This window comes from Micromonospora sp. NBC_00860, from assembly GCF_045207375.1.
Classification (GTDB): Bacteria; Actinomycetota; Actinomycetes; order Mycobacteriales; family Micromonosporaceae; genus Micromonospora; species Micromonospora vinacea.
The window spans coordinates 2000115-2019832 of sequence record NZ_CP108825.1; the positions used below are offsets into that span (position 1 = coordinate 2000115).

Sequence of the window (19718 nt, forward strand, 5' to 3'; positions counted from 1 at the left end):
GCCCGTCCGCTGTGGACCGACAAGCGGCGGGCCACGTGGTCGTGCAAGGTCACCTATGCTCGGCGCGTGATCCCCCCGGCACTCGAGATCCGTGGCCTGGTCAAGACCTTCGCGGCGCATCGCGCGGTGGACGGCATCGATCTGACCGTCCACCCCGGCACCTTCCACGGCATCGTCGGGCCCAACGGTGCCGGCAAGTCCACCACCATCGGGATGGCCGTCGGCCTGGTCACCCCTGACGCCGGGCAGATCCGGATCCTCGGCCACGACGCGCTGCGCGACCGCGGCCTGACCCGCGCGCTGACCGGCGTGCTGCCCGACGGCCTCGACTTCCCGGAACGCCTCACCGGCGCCGAGCTGCTGCGCTACAGCGCCGGTCTGCGTGGGCTGCCCCGGGCCGCGGCCACCGACCGTGCCGCCGAACTGATCGACGTGCTCGGCCTGACCAAGGGCGCCGGCACACCGCTGGCCGACTGCTCCACCGGCACCCGCAAGAAGCTCGGCCTCGCCCAGGCGCTGCTGCACGCGCCCCGGCTGCTCGTGCTCGACGAACCGTTCGAGGCGGTCGACCCGGTCTCCGCGGCCACCATCCGCCAGGTGCTGCGCCGGTTCGTGGCCGGCGGCGGCACCTGCGTGCTGTCCACTCACTCGATGCTGCTCGTCGAGCAGATGTGCGACGAGGTCACCGTGATCCATCAGGGCCGGGTGGTCGCCGCCGGGCCGGTCGCCGAGGTCGCCGCCGGCAGCAGCCTGGAGGACCGGTTCGTCGAGTTGGTCGGCGCCGAAGCCTCCGGCAGCGCCGGTCTGGACTGGCTGACCGGGGCACGATGAGCACGCAACTGACCGCGCCCGGCCAGCTGGGCGGCACCCTCGGCGCGATCGCGGTGCCGGCCCGGATGCGCGCGACGATGCTGCGTCGCTCGCTGCGCGAGCACCCCGGACCCACTGTGGCCGGCCTGGTCGGTCTGCTCGCCGCCGCCTGGTTGATCCGGTACGCGCTCCGCGGCGACCAGCACACCCTCGGCCTGCTCGCCGGGGCGTGGGTTCTCGGCTGGATCGTGTTGCCGCTGCTGCTCGGCGGTGGGCGCGGCCGGGTCCGCCCGGCCCACCTACGGTTGGAGCCGATCGGCGGGGTCCCGGCCGCGATCGGCCTGCTCGCCGCGTCGGCGATCGGTATCGGCCCGGTCGTCTCGCTGGTGGCACTCGCCGCGCTGCCGGTGCACGCCGCCCGGTACGGCACCGTCGCGGTCCTCGTCACCGCCGGCGGCGCGGTGCTGCTCTGGCTGCTCGGGCTGGTCGGCTCGGCCATCGCGCTGGAGGTCGTCGGCCACGCCGGAGGTCCGGCCGGGGCGCTGCTCACCGGCGTCTTCACCGGCACGGCGATGGGTGTCGCCGGGTCGCTCTGGGCGGTCTTCCCGTGGGTGTCGGTCCTGCTCGTGGCAGCGCCGGAGGAGGTGGTCCGGGCCATGGCGTACGTGCCGAGCGCCTGGCCGGTCTCCGCCGCGTCAGGGCCAACCGGGCAAGGGGCGCGCCTGATGGCGACCCTGGTGGGCATCGTGGCGCTCTGCGCCGCCGCGTACATCATGCTCGTGCGAAGGGTGATCACGGCGGGCGTGCCGTTCCGGCCGCGCGGGACCACAGTGCTCCCGCCCGTGCGGCGTGGCGACGAGCCGGCCGCGCGGCGCGGGACCACGGCGGCGTCACCGGCCGGAGATGGGCACGCCGAGCGCGGCTGGCTGGGGTGGGTGCCGGCGGCGACGCGGGCGGTCGTCGGCCGTGAGCTGCGGGCCTGGGTACGGCATCCGTTGCGGTTGCAGTATCTGGCGTTCGCGGTGGTGTACGGGGCGCTGCTCGCCGGACTGCCGCTGTTGTCCGACGTGGACCTGCTGCTGCCGTGGGCCGGACCGCTGGCCGTGCTCGGCGCGGCGGCGATGTCGGCCGGCCTGGTCGGGCTGGACGGCACCGCGTTGTGGCTGCCGCTCAGCACGCCGGGCGGGGAACGGGCCGAGGTCCGGGGTCGGGCCCTTGCGTGGTTGGTGCTGGTCACCCCGATCGGGGTGCTGCTCGCCCTCGCCGGTGTCCTCCTCGCGCCCGACGTCGACCCGCTGGCCGCGCTCTCCACACTGCCGGCTCTGCTCGGCGCGGGCGCGTCGGTGCCGGTGTGGGTGTCACTGCTGCGGGTCCGGCCGGTGGCCGACCCGCGGCACCCCACCTCGGCTGACAACCCCACCGACATCGTCAGCGTGCTGGTCGCCACCGGGTCGGGGCTGGTAGCCGCCGCGCCGGTGCTCGCCCTGGTGATCTGGGGCCCATCGGGAGTGGCGCCGCTGCTGCCACTGGTCGGGCTGCTCAGCGGCGCCGCGGCCTGGCGGGGAGGCCTCTGGTTGGCCGACGAACGCCTCACCCGACGCGGGACCGACGTGCTCGCCGCGGCCGGCCGGCGGAGCCGGCCCCCGGAGGCGGTGCTCCCGCTGACCTGGGACGCGCAGTGGTACCGGGAGAACAAGCCGACAGCGTGGGCGCTGGGGTTGCTGACGGTGGGGTGGATCCCGGTGATCCCGCAGGGGTTGATGCCGCTGGCGTTCGGAATCGACAGCGGGTGGATCGTGGCGGGTCACCTGAGCGGGAGCGCGCACACGGCGGTGGGGTTGGCCATGGTCGGTCTGGGCGTGGCGATGCTGCTCACCGGCCTGGTGCTGTGGGATCGCCGGCCACGGCCAGACGGCTCCTGAGCCACAGCTCTACCAGAGCCCGAGTTGGCCCTCGACCTCATCCGTGTGCGGCTCGCGTAACTGCCAGAGCCGGACCACCCCGAGGCGGGCGTCGTGCGTCATCCACCGTCCATGCCCACCGGCGGACAGGATCGAGTTCTGGGGCATGTCGATGCCGTAATCCATAACGGTCTGCGGGCGCAACGTGCGGGTGGAAAGCAGGAGATGCTGCTCGGCGTCACCCTGGTCGGTCGCGACGCCGACCATGACCCAGTCGTCGGATACGACGGCCGCGGCCTCGTACATCCGGTAGTCGTCGGAGTCGCCGAACTCCGGGATGTCGTCGTAGCGGCGCTCTACCCGGGCACTGTCGTCGGCGACATCGCGTATCGCGATCCGGCCGCTGCCGTGCGGCATGGAGAGATAGAAGCTCCCGCTGGCGTTGATGTCGGCCAGGCAGCCGTTCATGGTCTGCCCGGCGACCAGCCGCCGATCGCCAGGCGTCCAGCGGTAACTGAGACAGGTTTCCGGCCCCACCGCGATGTGCAGCCCGACGTGCTGTCGATTGGCGTCCAGGATGAATGTGGCAGAGCCTTCGACGGTCTGAAGGCGCCGCCGGTCGACCTCGTCACCGCCTCCGGACGTGTCCAGCACGACGAGTTGGTCGCCGGCACCGTCGGGCAGAAACAGCCAGAGAAGGCCGTCCCCGGCCAGGTGGCAACGTGGCCGGGGCCAACCCGTCGACAGGACCCTGCCGTGCTCGACCGCCCACCGGACGCGGCCGTCGGCGCTGCGGACCTGCACCTGTCGTGGTCCCACGAGCGCGAAGCACGACCGGTCCGGAGCCACGCCGACCGCCAGGATCGGGTCCGTGTCGGCGGGCTCCCACGCCAGCGCGAGGGTCAGGTCCGAGTGCAACACGCGCAGCGAGCGATGGCTCCACGCCAGCAACCCCGTGCCGGTCAGCCACTCGACGAAGGTCGGCGGCGTCATCACTGTCTCGGCGATCAGCAACGGGCGCACGGCCGTGAGCCTACGCACGACGAGAAGCTGCGGCGGTACTCGTTGGGTTGTAGCCATGGGAGCGGATGATGCCGTCCGGCATGCTGAGGGCATGATTGAGGAACTGAAAGATCCTTCCGCCTCGCCCGGCGACACGGTGTCAGCTTCGCCACCAGTGATCTCAGTGATGCTGATCGTCGACGATGCAGATGCTGCGGTTGCCTGGTACAAGACTGCACTGGGCGCGACAGAACTCTGGAACCTTGGTGGCGTGGCCGGCCTCGAGATCAGTGGCGCGGCCTTCTTCCTCCATGAGGTCAATCCCGAGAACCGCACAGAGGCCAGTCCCGGCCAGACCGGCGTCACAACTACCCGCATCGAGGTGTTTGCCGACGATCCCGACACCTTCATCGAGCGCGCCGTCGCCGCGGGCGCTATCGCCGGAGCGGGAATCGAAGATCACCACGTGCCCTGGGGGACGCACCGTCAAGGTGGCTTCACGGACCCGTCCGGCCACACGTGGTCCGTAGGCGACAGGTCACCCCTCAGCCCGTTCCCACGCTGATCGGGGCCGTCCCTTCGACTGCGACACGCCGAAACGGCTTGCGGCCCTCTGCAGGCGTTACAGCATCGCCAGAGGGGCCAGGGGTACGCCGTCGACGCCGTCGAGCCTCATCAGCTCGCCCACTCCAGATCCTTCTCCGTTCAGGGGCATCTCGAACCGCCACGACTCGCGCGTCATCCGCGGTTGGAGCTGCGTGGACAGGTCACCCTTGCCCTGACACCGCTTGCGGAGGCGCTCGTACGCGGCGTCGCGGTCCTCGAATTCGATCGACTTCGCCGTGGGGAGTGCCCGGACGGCCGTCTCCACGGCGGCCCGTTGTTCGTCAGTCGCCGACGACGTGAGCCGGACGATGACGCCGATCCGCGATGGCCGGGGGTCGACGTCCGCGATCCTGAGCGCCACGTCCTGCACGCCGTCGGCCTCGGCCATCACCAGTTCGACCGCCTCGGCGATCGACGGGTCGCTGACGGTGGCGTGAAGAAGCTCCGGCAGGTACTCCGGCTTGAGGGCCGCCAGCAGGTCGGGCTGGTCCTTCAGGTCCGCCTTCTGGCGCTCGTACGCCTGCTCGCGGGTTTCGAGGGACACCTCCCTGACACTTGGCATGGACCGGAGTTGCTGCTCCACGCTGCCCTTCTGCGCCACCGTCACGTCGTTGTCGAGGAAGACGGTCAATGCCACGTCCCCGGGCTCCTCGGGTTTCGAGGTGCAGGCGGGAAGGGCCAACAGGACGACGAGTGACAGTAACGGTGCTCCGCGGCGCATGGGCGAAGATCGTAGCCATCACTCCCGCGCATCGCCGCCCCTGAACAGCGGACGTCGCCGCCGCTGGAAGTCGTCAGGATCTCAGTGCCGTGGCTGGTCTTCGTAACCTGCGTCCGACAGACTGCGCGGTATGGGTGATCGTTGGCGCCGGTGGGCGTGGGTCGGGGTGCTCGCCATCGGGTTGATCCTCTATGTGGCGGTGCTGCGCACCCTGGTCAGCACCAAGAATCCGAATTTCGTACCGGCGTTGATCCTGCTCGGGGCGACGCTGGTGCCGCTGACGTTCCTGACGTTCGCACAGGCCCGGACCGGGCGGTGGCAGGTGCCGGCGTCGGTGCTGGTGACGTCGGCGTTCTTCGGTGGTGTGATCGGCACGGTGGTCGCCGGCACCCTGGAGTACGACACCCTGCGCGGCCTCGGCACCCTGCCGATGTTATTCGTGGCGCTGATCGAGGAGTCGGCGAAGCTGATCGTCCCGGTGATCCTGCTGTTCACGGTGGTGGCCCAGCATCGTCGCCGGGTGCCCTCCGACGGGCTGATCATCGGCATCGCCGCCGGCATGGGGTTCGCCGCACTGGAGACGATGGGCTACGCGTTCAGCGCGCTGCTGAGTTCCCAGGGCAACATCGGTGCGGTGGAGCAGACGCTCTTCATCCGGGGTCTGACGGCGCCCGCCGGTCACACCGCCTGGACCGGGCTCACCGCCGGCGCGTTGTGGGCGTTGCTGGCCAGCCCGAGCGTCGCTCGGCTCTTCGGCTTCATCGGCACGTTCCTGGGTGTCGTCGTCCTGCACACCCTCTGGGACACGTTCTCCGGCTCGCTGGTCTTCGTCGTGTTGGCGATCATCAGCATCGGCTGGCTGTTCTGGGAGCTGCGCCGGTACCGGACCTTCGGTGAGCATCCCGTCGGCCAGCTCCCACCGCACTGACCACCGCCGTACCCCGTGCCTCTCCCGGCCTGCACGAATGGGCCGGGGAGGCTGACTGTTGGTGATCCCGCTGCGACCGGACCGGCACCTCATCTAACGTCAGAGTGTTCATATTTGGCGGGGTTGGTCGGGAAGGTGCGGCAATGGGGGTGCGCAGCTGGTTCGAGGGCTGGCCGGTCTACCGCCAGCTCACCGGCACCGACCCGCTCGGCCGGGGTGCTGCGGCGAAGTCCGACGGGTCCCGTGCGCTCACCGCCCGCACCGACACCGCCGATTCGATGGCCCGGTCCGTCTGCCCGTACTGCGCCGTGGGTTGTGGTCAGCGGGTGTTCGTGAAGGACGGGCAAGTCAGTCAGATCGAGGGTGATCCGGACAGCCCGATCTCGCGGGGTCGGCTCTGCCCGAAGGGTTCGGCGAGTAAGAGCCTGGTGACCAGTCCGCTGCGGCAGACCACGGTCCGCTACCGCCGGCCGTACGGCACCGAGTGGGAGGATCTCGACCTCGACACGGCGATGAACATGATCGCCGATCGGGTCCTGGCCGCCCGTGACGAGACCTGGGAGGACGTCGACGCCGAGGGTCGACCGCTCAACCGGACGCTGGGCATCTCCAGCCTGGGTGGGGCGACGCTGGACAACGAGGAGAACTACCTCATCAAGAAGTTGTTCACCGCGGCGGGCGCGTTGCAGATCGAGAACCAGGCGCGTATTTGACACTCCTCCACCGTCCCCGGTCTGGGGACCAGCTTCGGTCGTGGCGGCGCCACCCAGTACCAGCAGGACCTGTCGAACTCCGACGTGATCGTCATCCAGGGTTCGAACATGGCCGAGGCACATCCGGTGGGTTTCCAGTGGGTGATGGAGGCCAAGCGTCGGGGCGCGAAGGTCTTCCACGTCGATCCGCGGTTCACCCGCACCAGCGCGCTGGCTGACTCGTACCTGCCGATCCGGGCGGGCACGGACATCGCGCTGCTCGGCGGGGTGGTGCGCTACATCCTCGACAACGAACTGGACTTCCGGGAGTACGTCGTCGCCTACACCAACGCCGCGACGATCGTGACCGAGGAGTACGCCGACACCGAGGACATGCACGGCCTCTTCTCCGGATTCAACGACGACAACGCCACCTACGACCAGGCCAGTTGGCGGTACGAGGGCCACCCGCAGGACCAGGCGACCCGCGACAGCGAGACGCAGCGGGAGACCGCGGCCGGGCTGGAGCACGAGTCGCACGGCGCGCCGGTCGGCGGCGAGACCGAACGTGACGAGACATTGCAGCACCCGCGCTGCGTCTACCAGATCCTCAAGCGGCACTTCTCCCGCTACACCCCGGAGATGGTGGAACGGGTCTGCGGCATCCCGCAGGAGAAGTTCCTCGAACTGGCCCAGGCATGGACGGAGAACTCCGGCCGGGAGCGGACCGGCATGCTCGTCTACTCGGTGGGCTGGACGCAGCACAGCGTCGGCGTGCAGTACATTCGCACCGGCGCGATCATCCAGCTGCTGCTGGGCAACGTGGGCCGGCCGGGTGGTGGGGTGATGGCCCTGCGCGGGCACGCCAGCATCCAGGGGTCCACCGACATCCCGACGCTGTTCAATCTGCTACCGGGCTACCTGCCGATGCCGCATCACGCCGAGCACCCGACCCTGGACAAGTGGGTGGACAGCATTGCGCACCCCGGGCAGAAGGGCTTCTGGGGCAACGCCCGCACCTACGGCGTGAACCTGCTCAAGGCGTACTGGGGTGACGCGGCCACAGCCGAGAACGACTACTGCTACGGGTACATGCCGCGGATGACCGGTGACCACGGCACGTACCAGCAGGTACTCAACATGATCGACGGGAAGATCAAGGGGTACTTCCTGCTCGGGCAGAACCCGGCGGTCGGCTCCGCGCACGGCCGCGCGCAGCGCCTGGGCATGGCCAACCTGGACTGGCTGGTCGTCCGTGACCTGTTCATGATCGAGAGCGCCACGTTCTGGCAGAACGCACCGGAGATCGAGACTGGCGAGATCGCGCCCGAGAAGTGCCGCACCGAGGTGTTCTTCCTGCCCGCCGCCTCGCACGTGGAGAAGGAGGGCACCTTCACCCAGACCCAACGGCTGTTGCAGTGGCGGGAGAAGGCCGTCGAGCCACCAGGCGACGCCCGCTCCGAGCTGTGGTTCTTCTACCACCTCGGCCGCATCATCCGGGAACGGCTGGCGACGTCGACGAAGCCGCGCGACCGTGCGCTGCTCGACCTCACCTGGGACTACCCCACGCACGGCCCGCACGTCGAGCCGAGCGCCGAGGCGGTGCTGCGCGAGATCAACGGGTACGACGTGGCCACCGGCCGCCCGCTGGCGTCGTTCACCGAGATGAAGGACGACGGCTCCACCGTCGGCGGCTGCTGGATCTACACCGGGGTGTACGCCGACGGCGTCAACCAGGCGGCCCGCCGCAAACCCGGCTCGGAGCAGTCCCTGGTGGCGCCCGAGTGGGGTTGGGCGTGGCCGGCGAACCGGCGCATCCTCTACAACCGCGCCTCCGCCGACCCGGACGGCAACCCGTGGAGTGAGCGCAAACGCTACGTCTGGTGGGACGCGGACAAGAGTGAGTGGACCGGCTACGACGTGCCGGACTTCGAGAAGACCAAACCGCCGTCCTACCGGCCGGCGCACGACGCCTCGGGTGTGGCGGGCATCGCCGGCGACGACCCGTTCATCCTTCAGGGCGACGGCAAAGGCTGGCTGTACGCGCCCACCGGTGTGCTCGACGGACCGATGCCCACCCACTACGAGCCTGTCGAGTCGCCGGTGCGCAACCCGCTCTACCGGCAGCAGGCCAACCCGACCCGCAAGGTGTACACACACCCGATCAACACGTTGAACCCGAGCCCGCCGCAGGAGCACAGTCACGTGTTCCCGTACGTGTTCACGGTCAGCCGGCTCACCGAGCACCACACCGCCGGCGGGATGAGCCGCAACGTGTCGCCCCTGGCCGAGTTGCAACCCGAGATGTTCGTCGAGGTGTCGCCGGAGTTGGCGGCCCTGCGAGGGTTGAGTCACCTGGGCTGGGCCCACCTGGTCACCAGCCGCGCGGCAGTCGAGGCGAAGGTGCTGGTGACCGACCGCGTGACGCCGCTGCGGGTGGACGGCCGGATCATCCACCAGGTCTGGCTGCCGTACCACTTCGGCTACGAGGGTCTGGTGACAGGCGATTCGGCAAACGACCTGTTCGGCATCACCCTCGACCCCAACGTCCTGATTCAGGAGAGCAAGGTCGGCACGTGCGACGTCCGGCCCGGACGACGCCCGAGAGGACAGGACCTGTTGGACCTCGTCGTCGACTACCGGCGGCGGTCGGGGAACCTCGTCCACCGCTACCCACCGATGGTCACGACCGACGTCGCCGACAGCAGCAGCGACCAGGAGGCCTGACCCATGCCCCACGCCAACGCCCTGTACGGGCCGCTGGACCCCGCACCGGACGCCGGCTACGAGAACCCGCCGCCGCGGATGGGGTTCTTCACCGACACCAGCGTCTGCATCGGCTGTAAAGCGTGCGAGGTGGCCTGCAAGGAGTGGAACGGCGTCCCCGAGAGTGGGCTCGATCTGCTCGGCATGTCGTACGACAACACGGGCGCGTTGACCGCCAACTCGTGGCGGCACGTCGCGTTCGTGGAGCAGCCCCGCTCGGCCGGCTGGGCGACTCCCGCGTTCGCGGGGGACCCGGACGGGCCACCGATCAGCCCGGTCACGGCGGCGATCGGCGCGCGTACCGCCACCGACACCGGCACGGATCCCGGCCTGGACACCGGCTCGCCCGCCGCGGCGGCCCGCATGTCGGGCGGCCCGGAGTTTCTGGGGATGCCGGGCGGGCAGCCGCCGGGGAGGGGCTCGGGCGCGGAGGGACGGACGGATTTCCGCTGGCTGATGATGTCGGACGTCTGTAAGCACTGCACCCACGCGGCCTGCCTGGATGTCTGCCCGACAGGTTCCCTGTTCCGCACGGAGTTCGGCACCGTGGTGGTGCAGGAGGACATCTGCAACGGCTGCGGTTACTGCATCTCCGCCTGCCCGTACGGCGTCATCGATCAGCGCAAGGATGATGGTCGGGCGTGGAAGTGCACGCTGTGCTACGACCGGCTCGGGGTGGGGATGACGCCCGCGTGCGCGCAGGCGTGCCCGACGGAGTCGATCCAGTACGGGGAACTGGACGAGTTGCGGGAGCGGGCTGCCGCGCGGGTGGCGAAGCTGCACGAGCGGGGAGTGCCGGAGGCGCGGCTGTACGGGCACGACCCCAACGACGGTGTCGGTGGCGATGGTGCGTTCTTCCTGCTGCTGGACGAGCCGGAGGTGTACGGGCTGCCACCGGACCCAATCGTGACCACCCGCGACCTGCCGGCCATGTGGAAGCGTGCCGGCCTGGCGGCGATGACGATGGCGGTCGCCACGGCTGTCGCGTTCCTGGGCAGGCGGCGATGACCCGCGGCGGCGAGCAGCTCACGGTGCCGCCGGCCGAGTTCGCCTCCTACTACGGCCGGCCGGTGCTGAAGCCGCCGGTGTGGAAGTACGACATCGCCGGCTACCTGTTCACCGGAGGCCTCGCCGCGGGAAGTGCGCTGATCGGCGCGGGTGCCCAACTGACCGGACGACCCGGGCTGCGCACTGTGGGCCGTTGGACGGCCCTCGGCGGCGTCGCCGCCAGCACGTACCTGCTGGTCCACGACCTCGGCCGCCCGGCCCGCTTCCATCACATGCTCCGGGTGGCCAAGGTGACCTCGCCGATGTCGGTCGGCACCTGGATTCTCGCCGCGTTCGGCCCGCTGGCCGGCGTGGCCGCGGTCGCCGAGCTCGCGCCGCTGCTCCCGCAGCACGGTGTGCTCGGCCTCGCCCGTCGGATCGCACCGCCCATCGGCAACGTCGCCGGCCTGGCCGCCGCGGCCACCGCGCCGGCGCTGGCGACGTACACCGGGGTGTTGCTCGCCGACACGGCAGTGCCGTCCTGGCACGACGCCTACCCGTCGCTGCCGTTCGTCTTCGCCGGCAGCGCGCTCGCCGCCGCGTCCGGGGTCGGACTGATCGCGGCACCAGCCGCGGAGACCGCCCCACTGCGACGACTCGCCCTGGCCGCCGTGGCCATCGAGCTGGTCGGGGGGCACCGGCTGGAGCGGCAGGGCCTCACCAGCGAGCCCTACACGCACGGACGCAGCGGCCGGCTCGTCAGGGCGGGACGCGCCCTGCTGGCCGTGGGTACCGCCACCGCCCTGCTCAGCCGACGCAGCCGGATCCTGTCGGCGATCTCCGGCGCCGCCCTGGTGGCATCGTCGGTCGCCACCCGGTTCGGCGTCTTCGAGGCGGGACGGGTGTCGGCACGCGATCCGAAGTACACGGTCGTGCCGCAACGGGAGCGGCTCGCCGAGAACCGGTCGACCACCGAGCTCTGAGCGGATCGGCGAAACGGAAGGCGCCCCTTTCAAGGGGCGCCTTCCGTTGCGATGCAAGAGGTCTGGCCGCGACGGGCCGCCGAGCGTCAGCCGGTGAACAGCTTCGCGGCGGTGATGGCGGTCTGGACGATTCCGTACCCGAGGAGCACCGCGATCAGCAGCCACGACAACCAGAGCCGCCCGGTCTGGCTACCGACGCGGGGCGGCGCGGGCGGCTGGCTGTCCCGCCCGAGAGCGACCGGCTCGGTGACGGTGGCCTTCGCCACGGGCGAGGTCGGCCCTCTGTTCGGTTCGTGGAACCGCTCGGGCACGGAACGGACCAGCAGGTTCGCGATGAACCCGATGGCGAGGATGCCGACCATGGTGAACAGCGCGGGCCGGTACGCCGCCGCGGTGAGGGTGCCGGGCTTGCCCTGCGTGTCGAGGATCCCGTTGACGATCAGCGGGCCGGCGACACCCGCGGCCGACCAGGCGGTGAGGATCCGGCCGTGGATGGCCCCGACCTGGAAGGTGCCGAACAGGTCACGCAGGTAGGCGGGCATGGTGGCGAAGCCACCGCCGTAGAAGGAGATGATGGCGGCGGCGATCAGCACGAAGACCGCTGTCGCGGAGTGACCGGCCACGGCGAGCAGCAGGTACAGCACCATGCCGACGCCGAGGTAGACCATGTAGATGGGCTTGCGCCCGATGAGGTCGGACGTCGTCGACCAGACGAACCGCCCAGCCATGTTGAACAGCGACAGCACTCCCACGAAACCGGCCGCCGCCGTCACCGAGACGGTGGTGGCGGTGCCGTTGTCCCGGAAGAAGTCCTGGATCATCGGGCTTGCCTGCTCCAGGATGCCGATGCCCGCTGTGACGTTGCAGAACAGGACGATCCACAGCAACCAGAACGACCGGGTACGTACGGCGTTCGACGCGGACACGCTCGCCGTCGTCACCAGAGGTCGGGCGGCGACGCTCGCGGGGTCGAACCCGGCGGGCCGCCAGTCCGGCGCCGGAACCCGGACGTTGAACGGGCCGAACATCATGATCACGAAATATCCGATGCCGAAGGTGACGAAGAGCGCCACGAGGGCGTTGCCCGAAGCCACGGCAGCCGGGTTGTTGGGGTTGTAGCCGGAGTCGTAGAGGGAGAGCAGTTGGCGCGCGAGCGGGCCGGCGATCAGGGCGCCGCCGCCGAACCCCATGATGGCCAGGCCGGTGGCGAGGCCGGGGCGGTCCGGGAACCACTTGATCAGTGTGGAGACCGGCGAGATGTAGCCGATGCCGAGCCCGATGCCGCCGATGACGCCGTACCCGAGGTAGAGGAGCCAGAGTTGCTGGGTCGCGATGCCGAGCGCGCCGACCAGGAACCCGACGGCCCAGAAGCAGGCGGAGACGAACATCGCCCGGCGGGGCCCGTTCCGCTCCACCCAACGGCCACCCACGGCCGCGGACGAACCCAACATGACGATGGCGATGCTGAAGATCGCCCCGATCGCCGTCTGGCTGGTGTCGAAGTGCGCGATGAGGGAGTTCTTGTAGACGCTCGTCGCGTAGACCTGGCCGATGCAGACGTGCACGGCCAGTGCGGCGGTCGGGATGAGCCAGCGGCTGTATCCCGGGGGAGCGACCGTGTGCCGGGGATCGAAGACCGACAGCATGGGCATCGTCCACACCTCCTGCGGCTGAGTGGGCCGCGACGTTGCCGAGCTGTCCGACCCGGCAGTTGGCCGAGGGGCGCCGCCGCGGTGGCGGCCCGGCGCACGTCTGGCGTCAGCCGATTACCGGCTCTACCTCACGTTACGTGTCGGCCGGTTCGCGTCATGTGGTTACCAGGAAACGCGCGCACGGAGACGTCCCGTGGGCGACATGACCGGCGACGTTATACGGAGACCGACGGATCCGGTCGTTCGGTTCGGGGCACGGCGCCGGTGGTCTCCAGGATGAGCGTCGCGACCAGATCCGGGTCGTCGCTCATCGGCACGTGTCCGCAACGGGGCAGCGTCACCACCCGTGCCGCCGGCAGGCCCGCGCGGGCGCGCTCGGCCTGGTGGACGCCGAAGATCCGGTCGCAGTCTCCCCAGCCGATGGTCACCGGCACCGCCGCGTCGGACAGCCGAAGGCAGTCGAAGCGATAGTCGCGGGCGGCTCTGGCCACGGCGTTGAAGCCGAGCCCGCGTCGCAGGGCGAGCGCGTCGCCCAGCGCGCGCTCGACGTCCAGCAGCGTGGGGCGGGCCATCAGCGGTGCGAAGCACAACGCCCGCAGATACGCCGAGCGCAGCGCGGCCCGCATGATCGTGGTGGGCAGGTACGAGTTGGCCCGCAGCAGCCGGAGGATGGCCAGCGCCCGCCGGCGCTCCGCCGCTGTGAAGAAGCCTGCGGGGGAGAAGGCGGTGGCCGAGGCGACCGCCCCGCTGGCGGCAAGCTCCAGGCTGATCGCCCCACCGAGGCTGTAGCCGGCGACGTGCGGGCGCTCCAGCCCCCACTCGGTCAGGGCCGGTAGGACCCCGGCCACTGTGGCGGCCATGTCGGCGGGCATGCCGGTGCCGGGCACCGGAGAGTTCCCGAATCCGGGCAGGTCGAGCGCGATCACCTCGTGGTGGGCGGTGAGCCTGTCGAACACCGGCTCCCACGCCTGATGGCGGTGACCGATGCCGTGGATGAGCACGAGCGGCTCTCCGCTGCCGGCACGTCGGAAATGAATACTCATGACTGCTCTCCCACCGACGTCCTGCCGAAGGAACGCCCGAGCTGGCGTACCTCGTCCTCCATCTGGTCGACCATGGTCTGGCCCCCGAACCGGGTGATCAACGCGTCCGAGAGGCCGCTCAGCACCACCGGCCGCAGCGCCTGCACGAGGGCGAGCGACCGCGGCACGTACACCTTGCGCTGGCGGCGCTCGATGCCGCGGAGCAGGGCCTCGACGCACTGCTCGACGGGTACGACTGTGGACAGCGGCCACGGCAACCGGCGCAGCGCGGTGCGGAACGATGCCAGGTCGTCACGGATGTCGCGGACCAGGTCGGTGTCGATCCAGATCGGATGCGCCGTGCCGACGGTGACGCCGCGTGGGCGGGTCTCCAGGCGCAGCACGTTGGCGAACTGCTCCACACCCGCCTTGGACGCGCAGTAGGCGGCCATGCCGGGCATCGCCGTGAAGGCGGCAGCCGACGAGACGATCAGGACGTGGCCACGGGCGGCGGTGACGTGCGGGAGCGCCGCGCTGACAGTGCGGATCGCGCCGCAGAGGTTCACCTCGACGGTACGGATCAGCGCGTCGACCGGTCCCACGGCGACGGTGCCGAGGTTCGCGATGCCCGCGTTGGCCACGGCGACGTCGATGCCACCGAAGCGGTCCACAGTGGAGGCAACTGCCGCGTCCAACGCCGCCTGGTCGGTGACGTCACACTCGTACCAGTGCGCGTCGAGGTCGGCGCTGAGCTGCCTGAGCAGCTCGCCTTCCAGACCGACGAGGGCGACCCGGGCCCCGCGGGCGACGGCCTCGCGGGCCAGCTGCGCCCCGATGCCGCGCGCCGCGCCGGTGATGAGCAGGACCTTGCCCGCCAGGTCATACCGCATCGGCGTGCTCCCGCTCCGGTTCGTTGGGGGTGTCGCCGGTCGAGGCGATCTGGTAGTCGGCCGGGCGGAACCGGCGCAGCCGCATCCGGAAGCTGGTGGCGAAGCCCGGCCAGATGGTGGTGTTCCGGCCGGTGGCGTCGAGGTACCAGCTCGAACAGCCGGTCTGCCAGACGGTGCCGGCCATCTTCTGGTCGATCCGCTCGGTCCAGCGTCGTTGCGCCCGCGCGGTGGGCTCGATGGCCTGGATGCCTCTGGCCCGCATGTGACGCAGCGCCGCGAGCACCAGGTGCAGCTGCGCCTCGATCATCAGCACCACCGAGGTGTGCCCGAGCCCGGTGTTCGGGCCGAGCAGGAAGAACAGGTTGGGGAAGCCGGCGATGGTCGTGCCCTGGTACGCGCGCATGCTGGGGGTCCACGCGTCGCCCAGGCTGCGCCCGCCCCGACCGTGGATGCGCCGTACGACGGGGGAGTCGGTGACGTGGAAGCCGGTCCCGAGGATGAGGGTGTCCGCCCGGTGGTGGACGTCGTCGTCGGTGACGAGGCCATCCGGCACGATCCGAGCGATGCCGGCGGTGACCACGTCGACGTTCGGTCGGGTGAGCGACGGCCAGTAGTCGTTGGAGATCAGCACCCGTTTGCAGCCCATCGCGTACCGGGGGGTGAGCTTGTCCCGCAGGTTCGGGTCAGGAACCTGACGTCGCAGCGTGCGCACTGACAGGCGCGAGGCGAGGCGGTTGACCGCCGGGTGCAGGAAGCCCAGGCCCATGCTCTCGCGTACCAGATAGAGCCCTGCCCGGGCGGCCCGCTGCGCGCCGGGCACGGTGCGGAACGCGGCCTGCTCGACCGTGCTGATCCGGCGCGACATCCTCGGCATGATCCAGGCGGGGGTGCGCTGGAAGAGCGTCAGCCTCTCGACCGTCGGCTGGATCTGTGGCACGAACTGGACGGCCGAGGCGCCGGTGCCGATCACCGCGACGCGCCGGCCGGTCAGGTCGTGGTCGTGCCGCCAGCGGGCGGAGTGGAACACCGTGCCGGCGAACTCGTCGATCCCGGGCAGGTCGGGGATGGCAGGGTCGCTGAGCGGGCCGGCGGCACAGATCAGGACCCGGGCGCTGTGGTCGCCGCCGGAGGTGCGCACCAGCCAGCGTTGGCGCTGGTCGTCCCACCGCGCCTCCCGGACCTCGTGGCGCAACCGCAACCTCGGGCGTATCCCGAAGCGGTCGACGCAGCCGCGCAGGTAGTCCCAGATCTCCGGCTGGCTGGAGAAGGTGTTCGACCAGCGGGGGTTGGGGGCGAAGGAGAACGAGTAGAGGTGCGACGGGACATCGCAGGCGCAGCCTGGGTAGCTGTTGTCACGCCAGGTGCCGCCGACGTCCTCACCCCGGTCGAAGACGAGAAAGTCGGTGAAGCCGGCCCGCTGGAGGCGGATGGCGGCGCCCAGGCCACCGAAGCCGGCGCCGATGATGGCAACGTCTGTGTCCATTCACTCCTCCGTGAGGCCGGGCGCGGAACTGAGGTCGGCCACGGGCGGCCAGGGGGCGTCGCCCACGCCGGTGATGCGTACGCCGCCCCACGGATCGACCTCGGCCAGTCGGGCCGCCCGGACGCGGTCGGCGATGCGTAACTCGACGTCGCGCCGGCCGGAGCGCAGCAGGTGGGCCATCCGTGGTTCGGGCTCGATCCGCCCGCCCCAGTGGAAGCGGCCGTCGACCGGCTCCCACCGCCCGGTGAGGTGCACCCGGACCGGGGTGCCCTCGACACCCGCCGGGCCGTGGTAACTCACGGCACGATCCGCTCGTGGGCGCGGGTGAGTTCGTGCGGCAGGTCGGCGCTGGCCCGCACCCCCTCGATGCCGCTCCACAGCAGAGCGGTCAGGTAGTCGGTGAGGGCGCCGCGGCTGATCGGCTGGCCGTGCGTGGTCCACCAGTCGCCGACCGCCTGCACGAAGCCCACCAGGCCGTACGCCCAGGGCTCGGCGGGACCGGCGTCCAGGCCGAGCGTACGTAGCCGGTCGCCGATCACCCGGGCGAGCCCGGCGGCCACCTGCCGGCTGGTGCCGGCGATCACCTGGTGGATGGCAGGGTCGCCGGACTGGTGCATCAGGAACCGGTAGAGCCTCGGCTCCGACTCGATCACGCCCAGGTAGGCGTCGATCGTCGCCTCGACCAGGTCACGTTCCTCGCGGACCTGTTCGATGGCGGGCGCGATGGTGTCGACCATCCGGGCTGCCACCACCTCGCTGACCGCGACCCAGAGCTGCGACTTGTCGGCGAAGTAGCGGTACAGGACCGGTTTGCTGACGCCCGCGGCGGCTGCCACCTGTTCCATGTCGGCCTCCGGCCCGTGCCGCAGCAGCGCCTGCACGGCGGCCCCGACCAGCTCCTGCCGTCGTTGCTCACGATGGTCCGCCCAGCGGTCTCGGCGGCCGTTGCGCTTCGCCTTCGGATCGCCGTCGGGGGGCGTGGCCGGCGGATCGGATGCATTGACATCGGTGAGCGGCGATTGCATGCTACTACTCGTAACAGTTACTGGTCGTCACGTCAATATGGAGGAGCCATGGAGGCGGCGGAAACCGGGCGTGCGGCGGTCGCCGAGCGACTGCTCACGTCCTCACTACGGACCAGCTACGACCCCACCGTCGAGATCGATTGGGACGCACCGCACACCCCCGGCGCCTACTGGCTCCCGCCACAGCGCAGCAGCCTCTACGGCACGCCACTGTGGGAGCAGCTCAGCGAGGAGCAGCGCGTCGAGCTCACCAAGCACGAGGTGGCCAGCGCGGCCAGCGCCGGGCTGTGGTTCGAGACGATCCTCATGCAGATGCTGATCCGGGAGTACTACCGCGCCGACCCGACGAACCGGCAGGCCCAGTACGCGTTGACCGAGGTCGCCGACGAGTGCCGGCACTCCATCATGTTCGGCCGGCTGATCGAGGCGACGGGTTGTCCGGTCTACCGCGCGAACACCGTCGACCACCACCTCGGGCGCTTCCTCAAGGCCACCGCCAGCGGCCCCCGGATGTACGCGGCGATCCTCATCGCCGAGGAGATCCTCGACGCGTTCCAGCGCGAGATCATGGCGGACGAGTCGCTCCAGCCGCTCATCCGGATGGTCTCCCGCATCCACGTGGTGGAGGAGGCACGACACGTCCGGTTCGCCCGCGAGGAGTTGGCCGCCGCGGTCGCGGCCACCGGCCCGGTGGGCATGGCGTACGCCCGACTGTTGGTCGGTCGCGCCGCCTACACGATCGCCAACCGCCTGGTCCACCCCGACGCGTACTCGGCGGTGGGCATTGCGCCGGCGGTCGGTCATGCCGCCGCCCGCGCCAACCCGCACTGGCGTGCCACCCTGCGCTGGTCGGCGGCGCGGGTGCACGACCACCTGGCGGGCGTCGGCCTGGTGGCTGGGCCGGGACGCCTGCTGTGGGCCCGGGCCGGGCTGATCTGACAGTTGTCCCTCCGGGGATCGGCATGGGGGCCTGCCGTCTCCGGCCGGACCCCCACGCCACCCGTGGGCTCACTCGCTGCGGGCGAAGCCACCCTTCGGCGCGATGATCTCCAGGTTCGTCCCGTCCGGATCGTTGAAGTACGCGACATCGGTGCCGACCGCCGCCGGCGGCTCCACCTCGCCGGACGCGAACGTGTACGGCTGCCCGAGGAACTCGAACCCGGCCTCGTTCATCCGGTCGTAGACCGCGCGCACGTCGTCGACGTGGAAGCACAGGTGCATCGAGCCCGGCCGGTTGGCAGCCACCTGGGCGGCGTCTCCGACCGGCTCCTGGAACTGGATCAGGTCGATGCCGAGGTTGTCGAGGTTGAACGTGGCGTACCGCAGCTTCGTCGTCGGTAGCCCCTGTGACTGCGCGAACCCGGCGCCGTGCATGCTCTCGTCCCGGACGACCGGTTCCGCGCCGAGCAGGGCCTGGTAGAACGCGACCGAGCGGTCGAGGTCACTCACCGCGATCCCGACGTGCGCGGCCTTCTTCAGCCCGATGGACACGGTCGAGGGATTGGGGAATGCCATCCTGACTCTCCTTACCAGCGCTCTTCGTCGCCTGTGTCGGTGCTGATCTTCCTGGCGTACCCCGGGCGTGATCAGTTCATGCGACGTGGCTGTCAGGCTCGTTCGACCCGCGCCTGCTGGTGATCGGTCAGCCGCAGCCCCACCCCGCGGACGACATCGATGGTCGCCCCGGTGCCCAGGTCGTGCAGCTTGCGGCGCAGCCGCTTGACCAGCGACTGCACGTCCGCCTTGCGTTCGCGCCCCTCGTCACCCCAGACCGACCGGTGTAGCTCGGCGTAGCTCCAGACCCGGGCCGGCTCGGTGACCAGGCAGGTCAGCAGGTCGTGCTCCAGGCGGGTGAGGTCGATTTCACGCTCACCGCAGCGGGCGCTGGAGCGGGCCGAGTCGATCACCAGGGCGGCGACCGGCGCCGGTTCGGACGGGGCCGCGACCTGCTGCGGAGCGGCGATCAGGCGGCGCAGCTCGTCGAGGTCGGCGACCAGCAGCAGCGGTGCGATGCCGTCGAGAAGCTCTGCGAGCCGGATGCGCTCGGCCGGCGACGGGGTCACCGCGATCAGCAGTGGGAACGGCTCGTCGGCCGGATCACCCCTGTTCACCGTTGCCTCGTCCTCGGCCACCGCACCACCCGGGATCGATGGGCATCCCTGCCCAACTCTCGTCACGGTCCTGACAATGATTGGCAAGCGCGCCGCCAGCCAGGGCAACTCTTAGCGACAAGTTGCTCACGGCAAGTTC

The 19718-nt window shown here is 70.6% G+C and carries 18 protein-coding genes; 8 read left to right on the forward strand and 10 right to left on the reverse strand.

The features are described 5' to 3' along the window. The first annotated feature begins 66 nt into the window (after positions 1–66). Positions 67–831, forward strand: a complete 765-nt coding sequence (locus OH804_RS09055; protein ID WP_406064260.1) for an ABC transporter ATP-binding protein — start codon at positions 67–69, stop codon at positions 829–831. Next, positions 828–2732, forward strand: coding sequence for a hypothetical protein (locus OH804_RS09060; RefSeq protein WP_406064262.1), 1905 nt, complete (start codon positions 828–830; stop codon positions 2730–2732). Before OH804_RS09055 ends, OH804_RS09060 begins: the two co-directional genes overlap by 4 nt. A 9-nt stretch (positions 2733–2741) precedes the next feature. Here OH804_RS09060 and OH804_RS09065 read toward each other — a convergent pair whose 3' ends face one another. Further along, positions 2742–3752, reverse strand: coding sequence for a hypothetical protein (locus OH804_RS09065; protein ID WP_406064264.1), 1011 nt, complete (start codon positions 3750–3752; stop codon positions 2742–2744). A gap of 73 nt (positions 3753–3825) precedes the next feature. Between OH804_RS09065 and OH804_RS09070 the strand changes: the two genes are divergently transcribed. Further along, positions 3826–4278 carry a VOC family protein gene (locus tag OH804_RS09070; protein WP_406064266.1) on the forward strand — a complete coding sequence of 151 codons (453 nt, stop codon included), beginning with the start codon at positions 3826–3828 and terminating at the stop codon, positions 4276–4278. Between the two features lie 57 nt (positions 4279–4335). Here the strand turns inward: OH804_RS09070 and OH804_RS09075 are convergent, their stop codons facing one another. Next, the gene (locus OH804_RS09075) at positions 4336–4956 is read right to left on the reverse strand and encodes a permease-like cell division protein FtsX (RefSeq protein WP_406064268.1); all 621 of its coding nucleotides are present in this window, start codon (positions 4954–4956) and stop codon (positions 4336–4338) included. A gap of 214 nt (positions 4957–5170) precedes the next feature. On the opposite strand from OH804_RS09075, the gene OH804_RS09080 reads away from it, so the two are divergent. The 4 genes from OH804_RS09080 to nrfD all read left to right on the forward strand — a co-directional run bounded on the left by OH804_RS09080 (position 5171) and on the right by nrfD (position 11396). Continuing rightward, entirely contained in the window at positions 5171–5968 is a 798-nt protein-coding gene (locus tag OH804_RS09080) for a PrsW family intramembrane metalloprotease (protein ID WP_406064270.1), read from the forward strand. Positions 5969–6111: 143 nt separating this feature from the next. After that, positions 6112–9387, forward strand: a complete 3276-nt coding sequence (gene fdh, locus OH804_RS09085; RefSeq protein WP_406064272.1) for a formate dehydrogenase — start codon at positions 6112–6114, stop codon at positions 9385–9387. Positions 9388–9390: 3 nt separating this feature from the next. After that, complete coding sequence (locus OH804_RS09090; RefSeq protein WP_406064274.1) at positions 9391–10434, forward strand: 4Fe-4S dicluster domain-containing protein; 1044 nt, start codon at positions 9391–9393, stop codon at positions 10432–10434. Continuing rightward, entirely contained in the window at positions 10431–11396 is a 966-nt protein-coding gene (gene nrfD / locus OH804_RS09095) for an NrfD/PsrC family molybdoenzyme membrane anchor subunit (protein WP_406064276.1), read from the forward strand. The genes OH804_RS09090 and nrfD overlap by 4 nt, the downstream gene beginning before the upstream one ends. Positions 11397–11482: 86 nt before the next feature. On the opposite strand, the gene OH804_RS09100 is transcribed toward nrfD, so the two are convergent. From OH804_RS09100 to OH804_RS09125, 6 genes are all read right to left on the reverse strand, one after another. Further along, positions 11483–13042, reverse strand: a complete 1560-nt coding sequence (locus tag OH804_RS09100; protein WP_406066482.1) for an OFA family MFS transporter — start codon at positions 13040–13042, stop codon at positions 11483–11485. Positions 13043–13263: 221 nt separating this feature from the next. Next, positions 13264–14091: an alpha/beta fold hydrolase gene (locus tag OH804_RS09105; RefSeq protein ID WP_196923532.1), complete on the reverse strand. Its 828-nt coding sequence runs from the start codon at positions 14089–14091 to the stop codon at positions 13264–13266. Continuing rightward, a complete protein-coding gene (locus tag OH804_RS09110; protein ID WP_406064278.1) occupies positions 14088–14960 on the reverse strand; it encodes an SDR family oxidoreductase in 873 nt (290 codons plus the stop codon). Before OH804_RS09110 ends, OH804_RS09105 begins: the two co-directional genes overlap by 4 nt. After that, entirely contained in the window at positions 14950–16443 is a 1494-nt protein-coding gene (locus tag OH804_RS09115; protein ID WP_406064280.1) for a flavin-containing monooxygenase, read from the reverse strand. Before OH804_RS09115 ends, OH804_RS09110 begins: the two co-directional genes overlap by 11 nt. After that, positions 16444–16743 (reverse strand): DUF4873 domain-containing protein, encoded by a 300-nt coding sequence (locus OH804_RS09120; RefSeq protein WP_406064282.1) that lies wholly within the window; start codon positions 16741–16743, stop codon positions 16444–16446. Continuing rightward, on the reverse strand, positions 16740–17468 hold the full coding sequence (locus OH804_RS09125) for a TetR family transcriptional regulator (RefSeq protein WP_196923528.1): 729 nt from the start codon (positions 17466–17468) through the stop codon (positions 16740–16742). The genes OH804_RS09120 and OH804_RS09125 overlap by 4 nt, the downstream gene beginning before the upstream one ends. Before the next feature lie 48 nt (positions 17469–17516). Between OH804_RS09125 and OH804_RS09130 the strand changes: the two genes are divergently transcribed. Then, positions 17517–18407 carry a diiron oxygenase gene (locus OH804_RS09130; RefSeq protein ID WP_406064284.1) on the forward strand — a complete coding sequence of 297 codons (891 nt, stop codon included), beginning with the start codon at positions 17517–17519 and terminating at the stop codon, positions 18405–18407. A 69-nt stretch (positions 18408–18476) separates the two neighbouring features. On the opposite strand, the gene OH804_RS09135 is transcribed toward OH804_RS09130, so the two are convergent. Beyond that, positions 18477–18983: a VOC family protein gene (locus OH804_RS09135; RefSeq protein WP_196923526.1), complete on the reverse strand. Its 507-nt coding sequence runs from the start codon at positions 18981–18983 to the stop codon at positions 18477–18479. Positions 18984–19075: 92 nt separating this feature from the next. Then, on the reverse strand, positions 19076–19600 hold the full coding sequence (locus OH804_RS09140; RefSeq protein ID WP_307788733.1) for a winged helix-turn-helix domain-containing protein: 525 nt from the start codon (positions 19598–19600) through the stop codon (positions 19076–19078). Positions 19601–19718 lie beyond the last annotated feature (118 nt).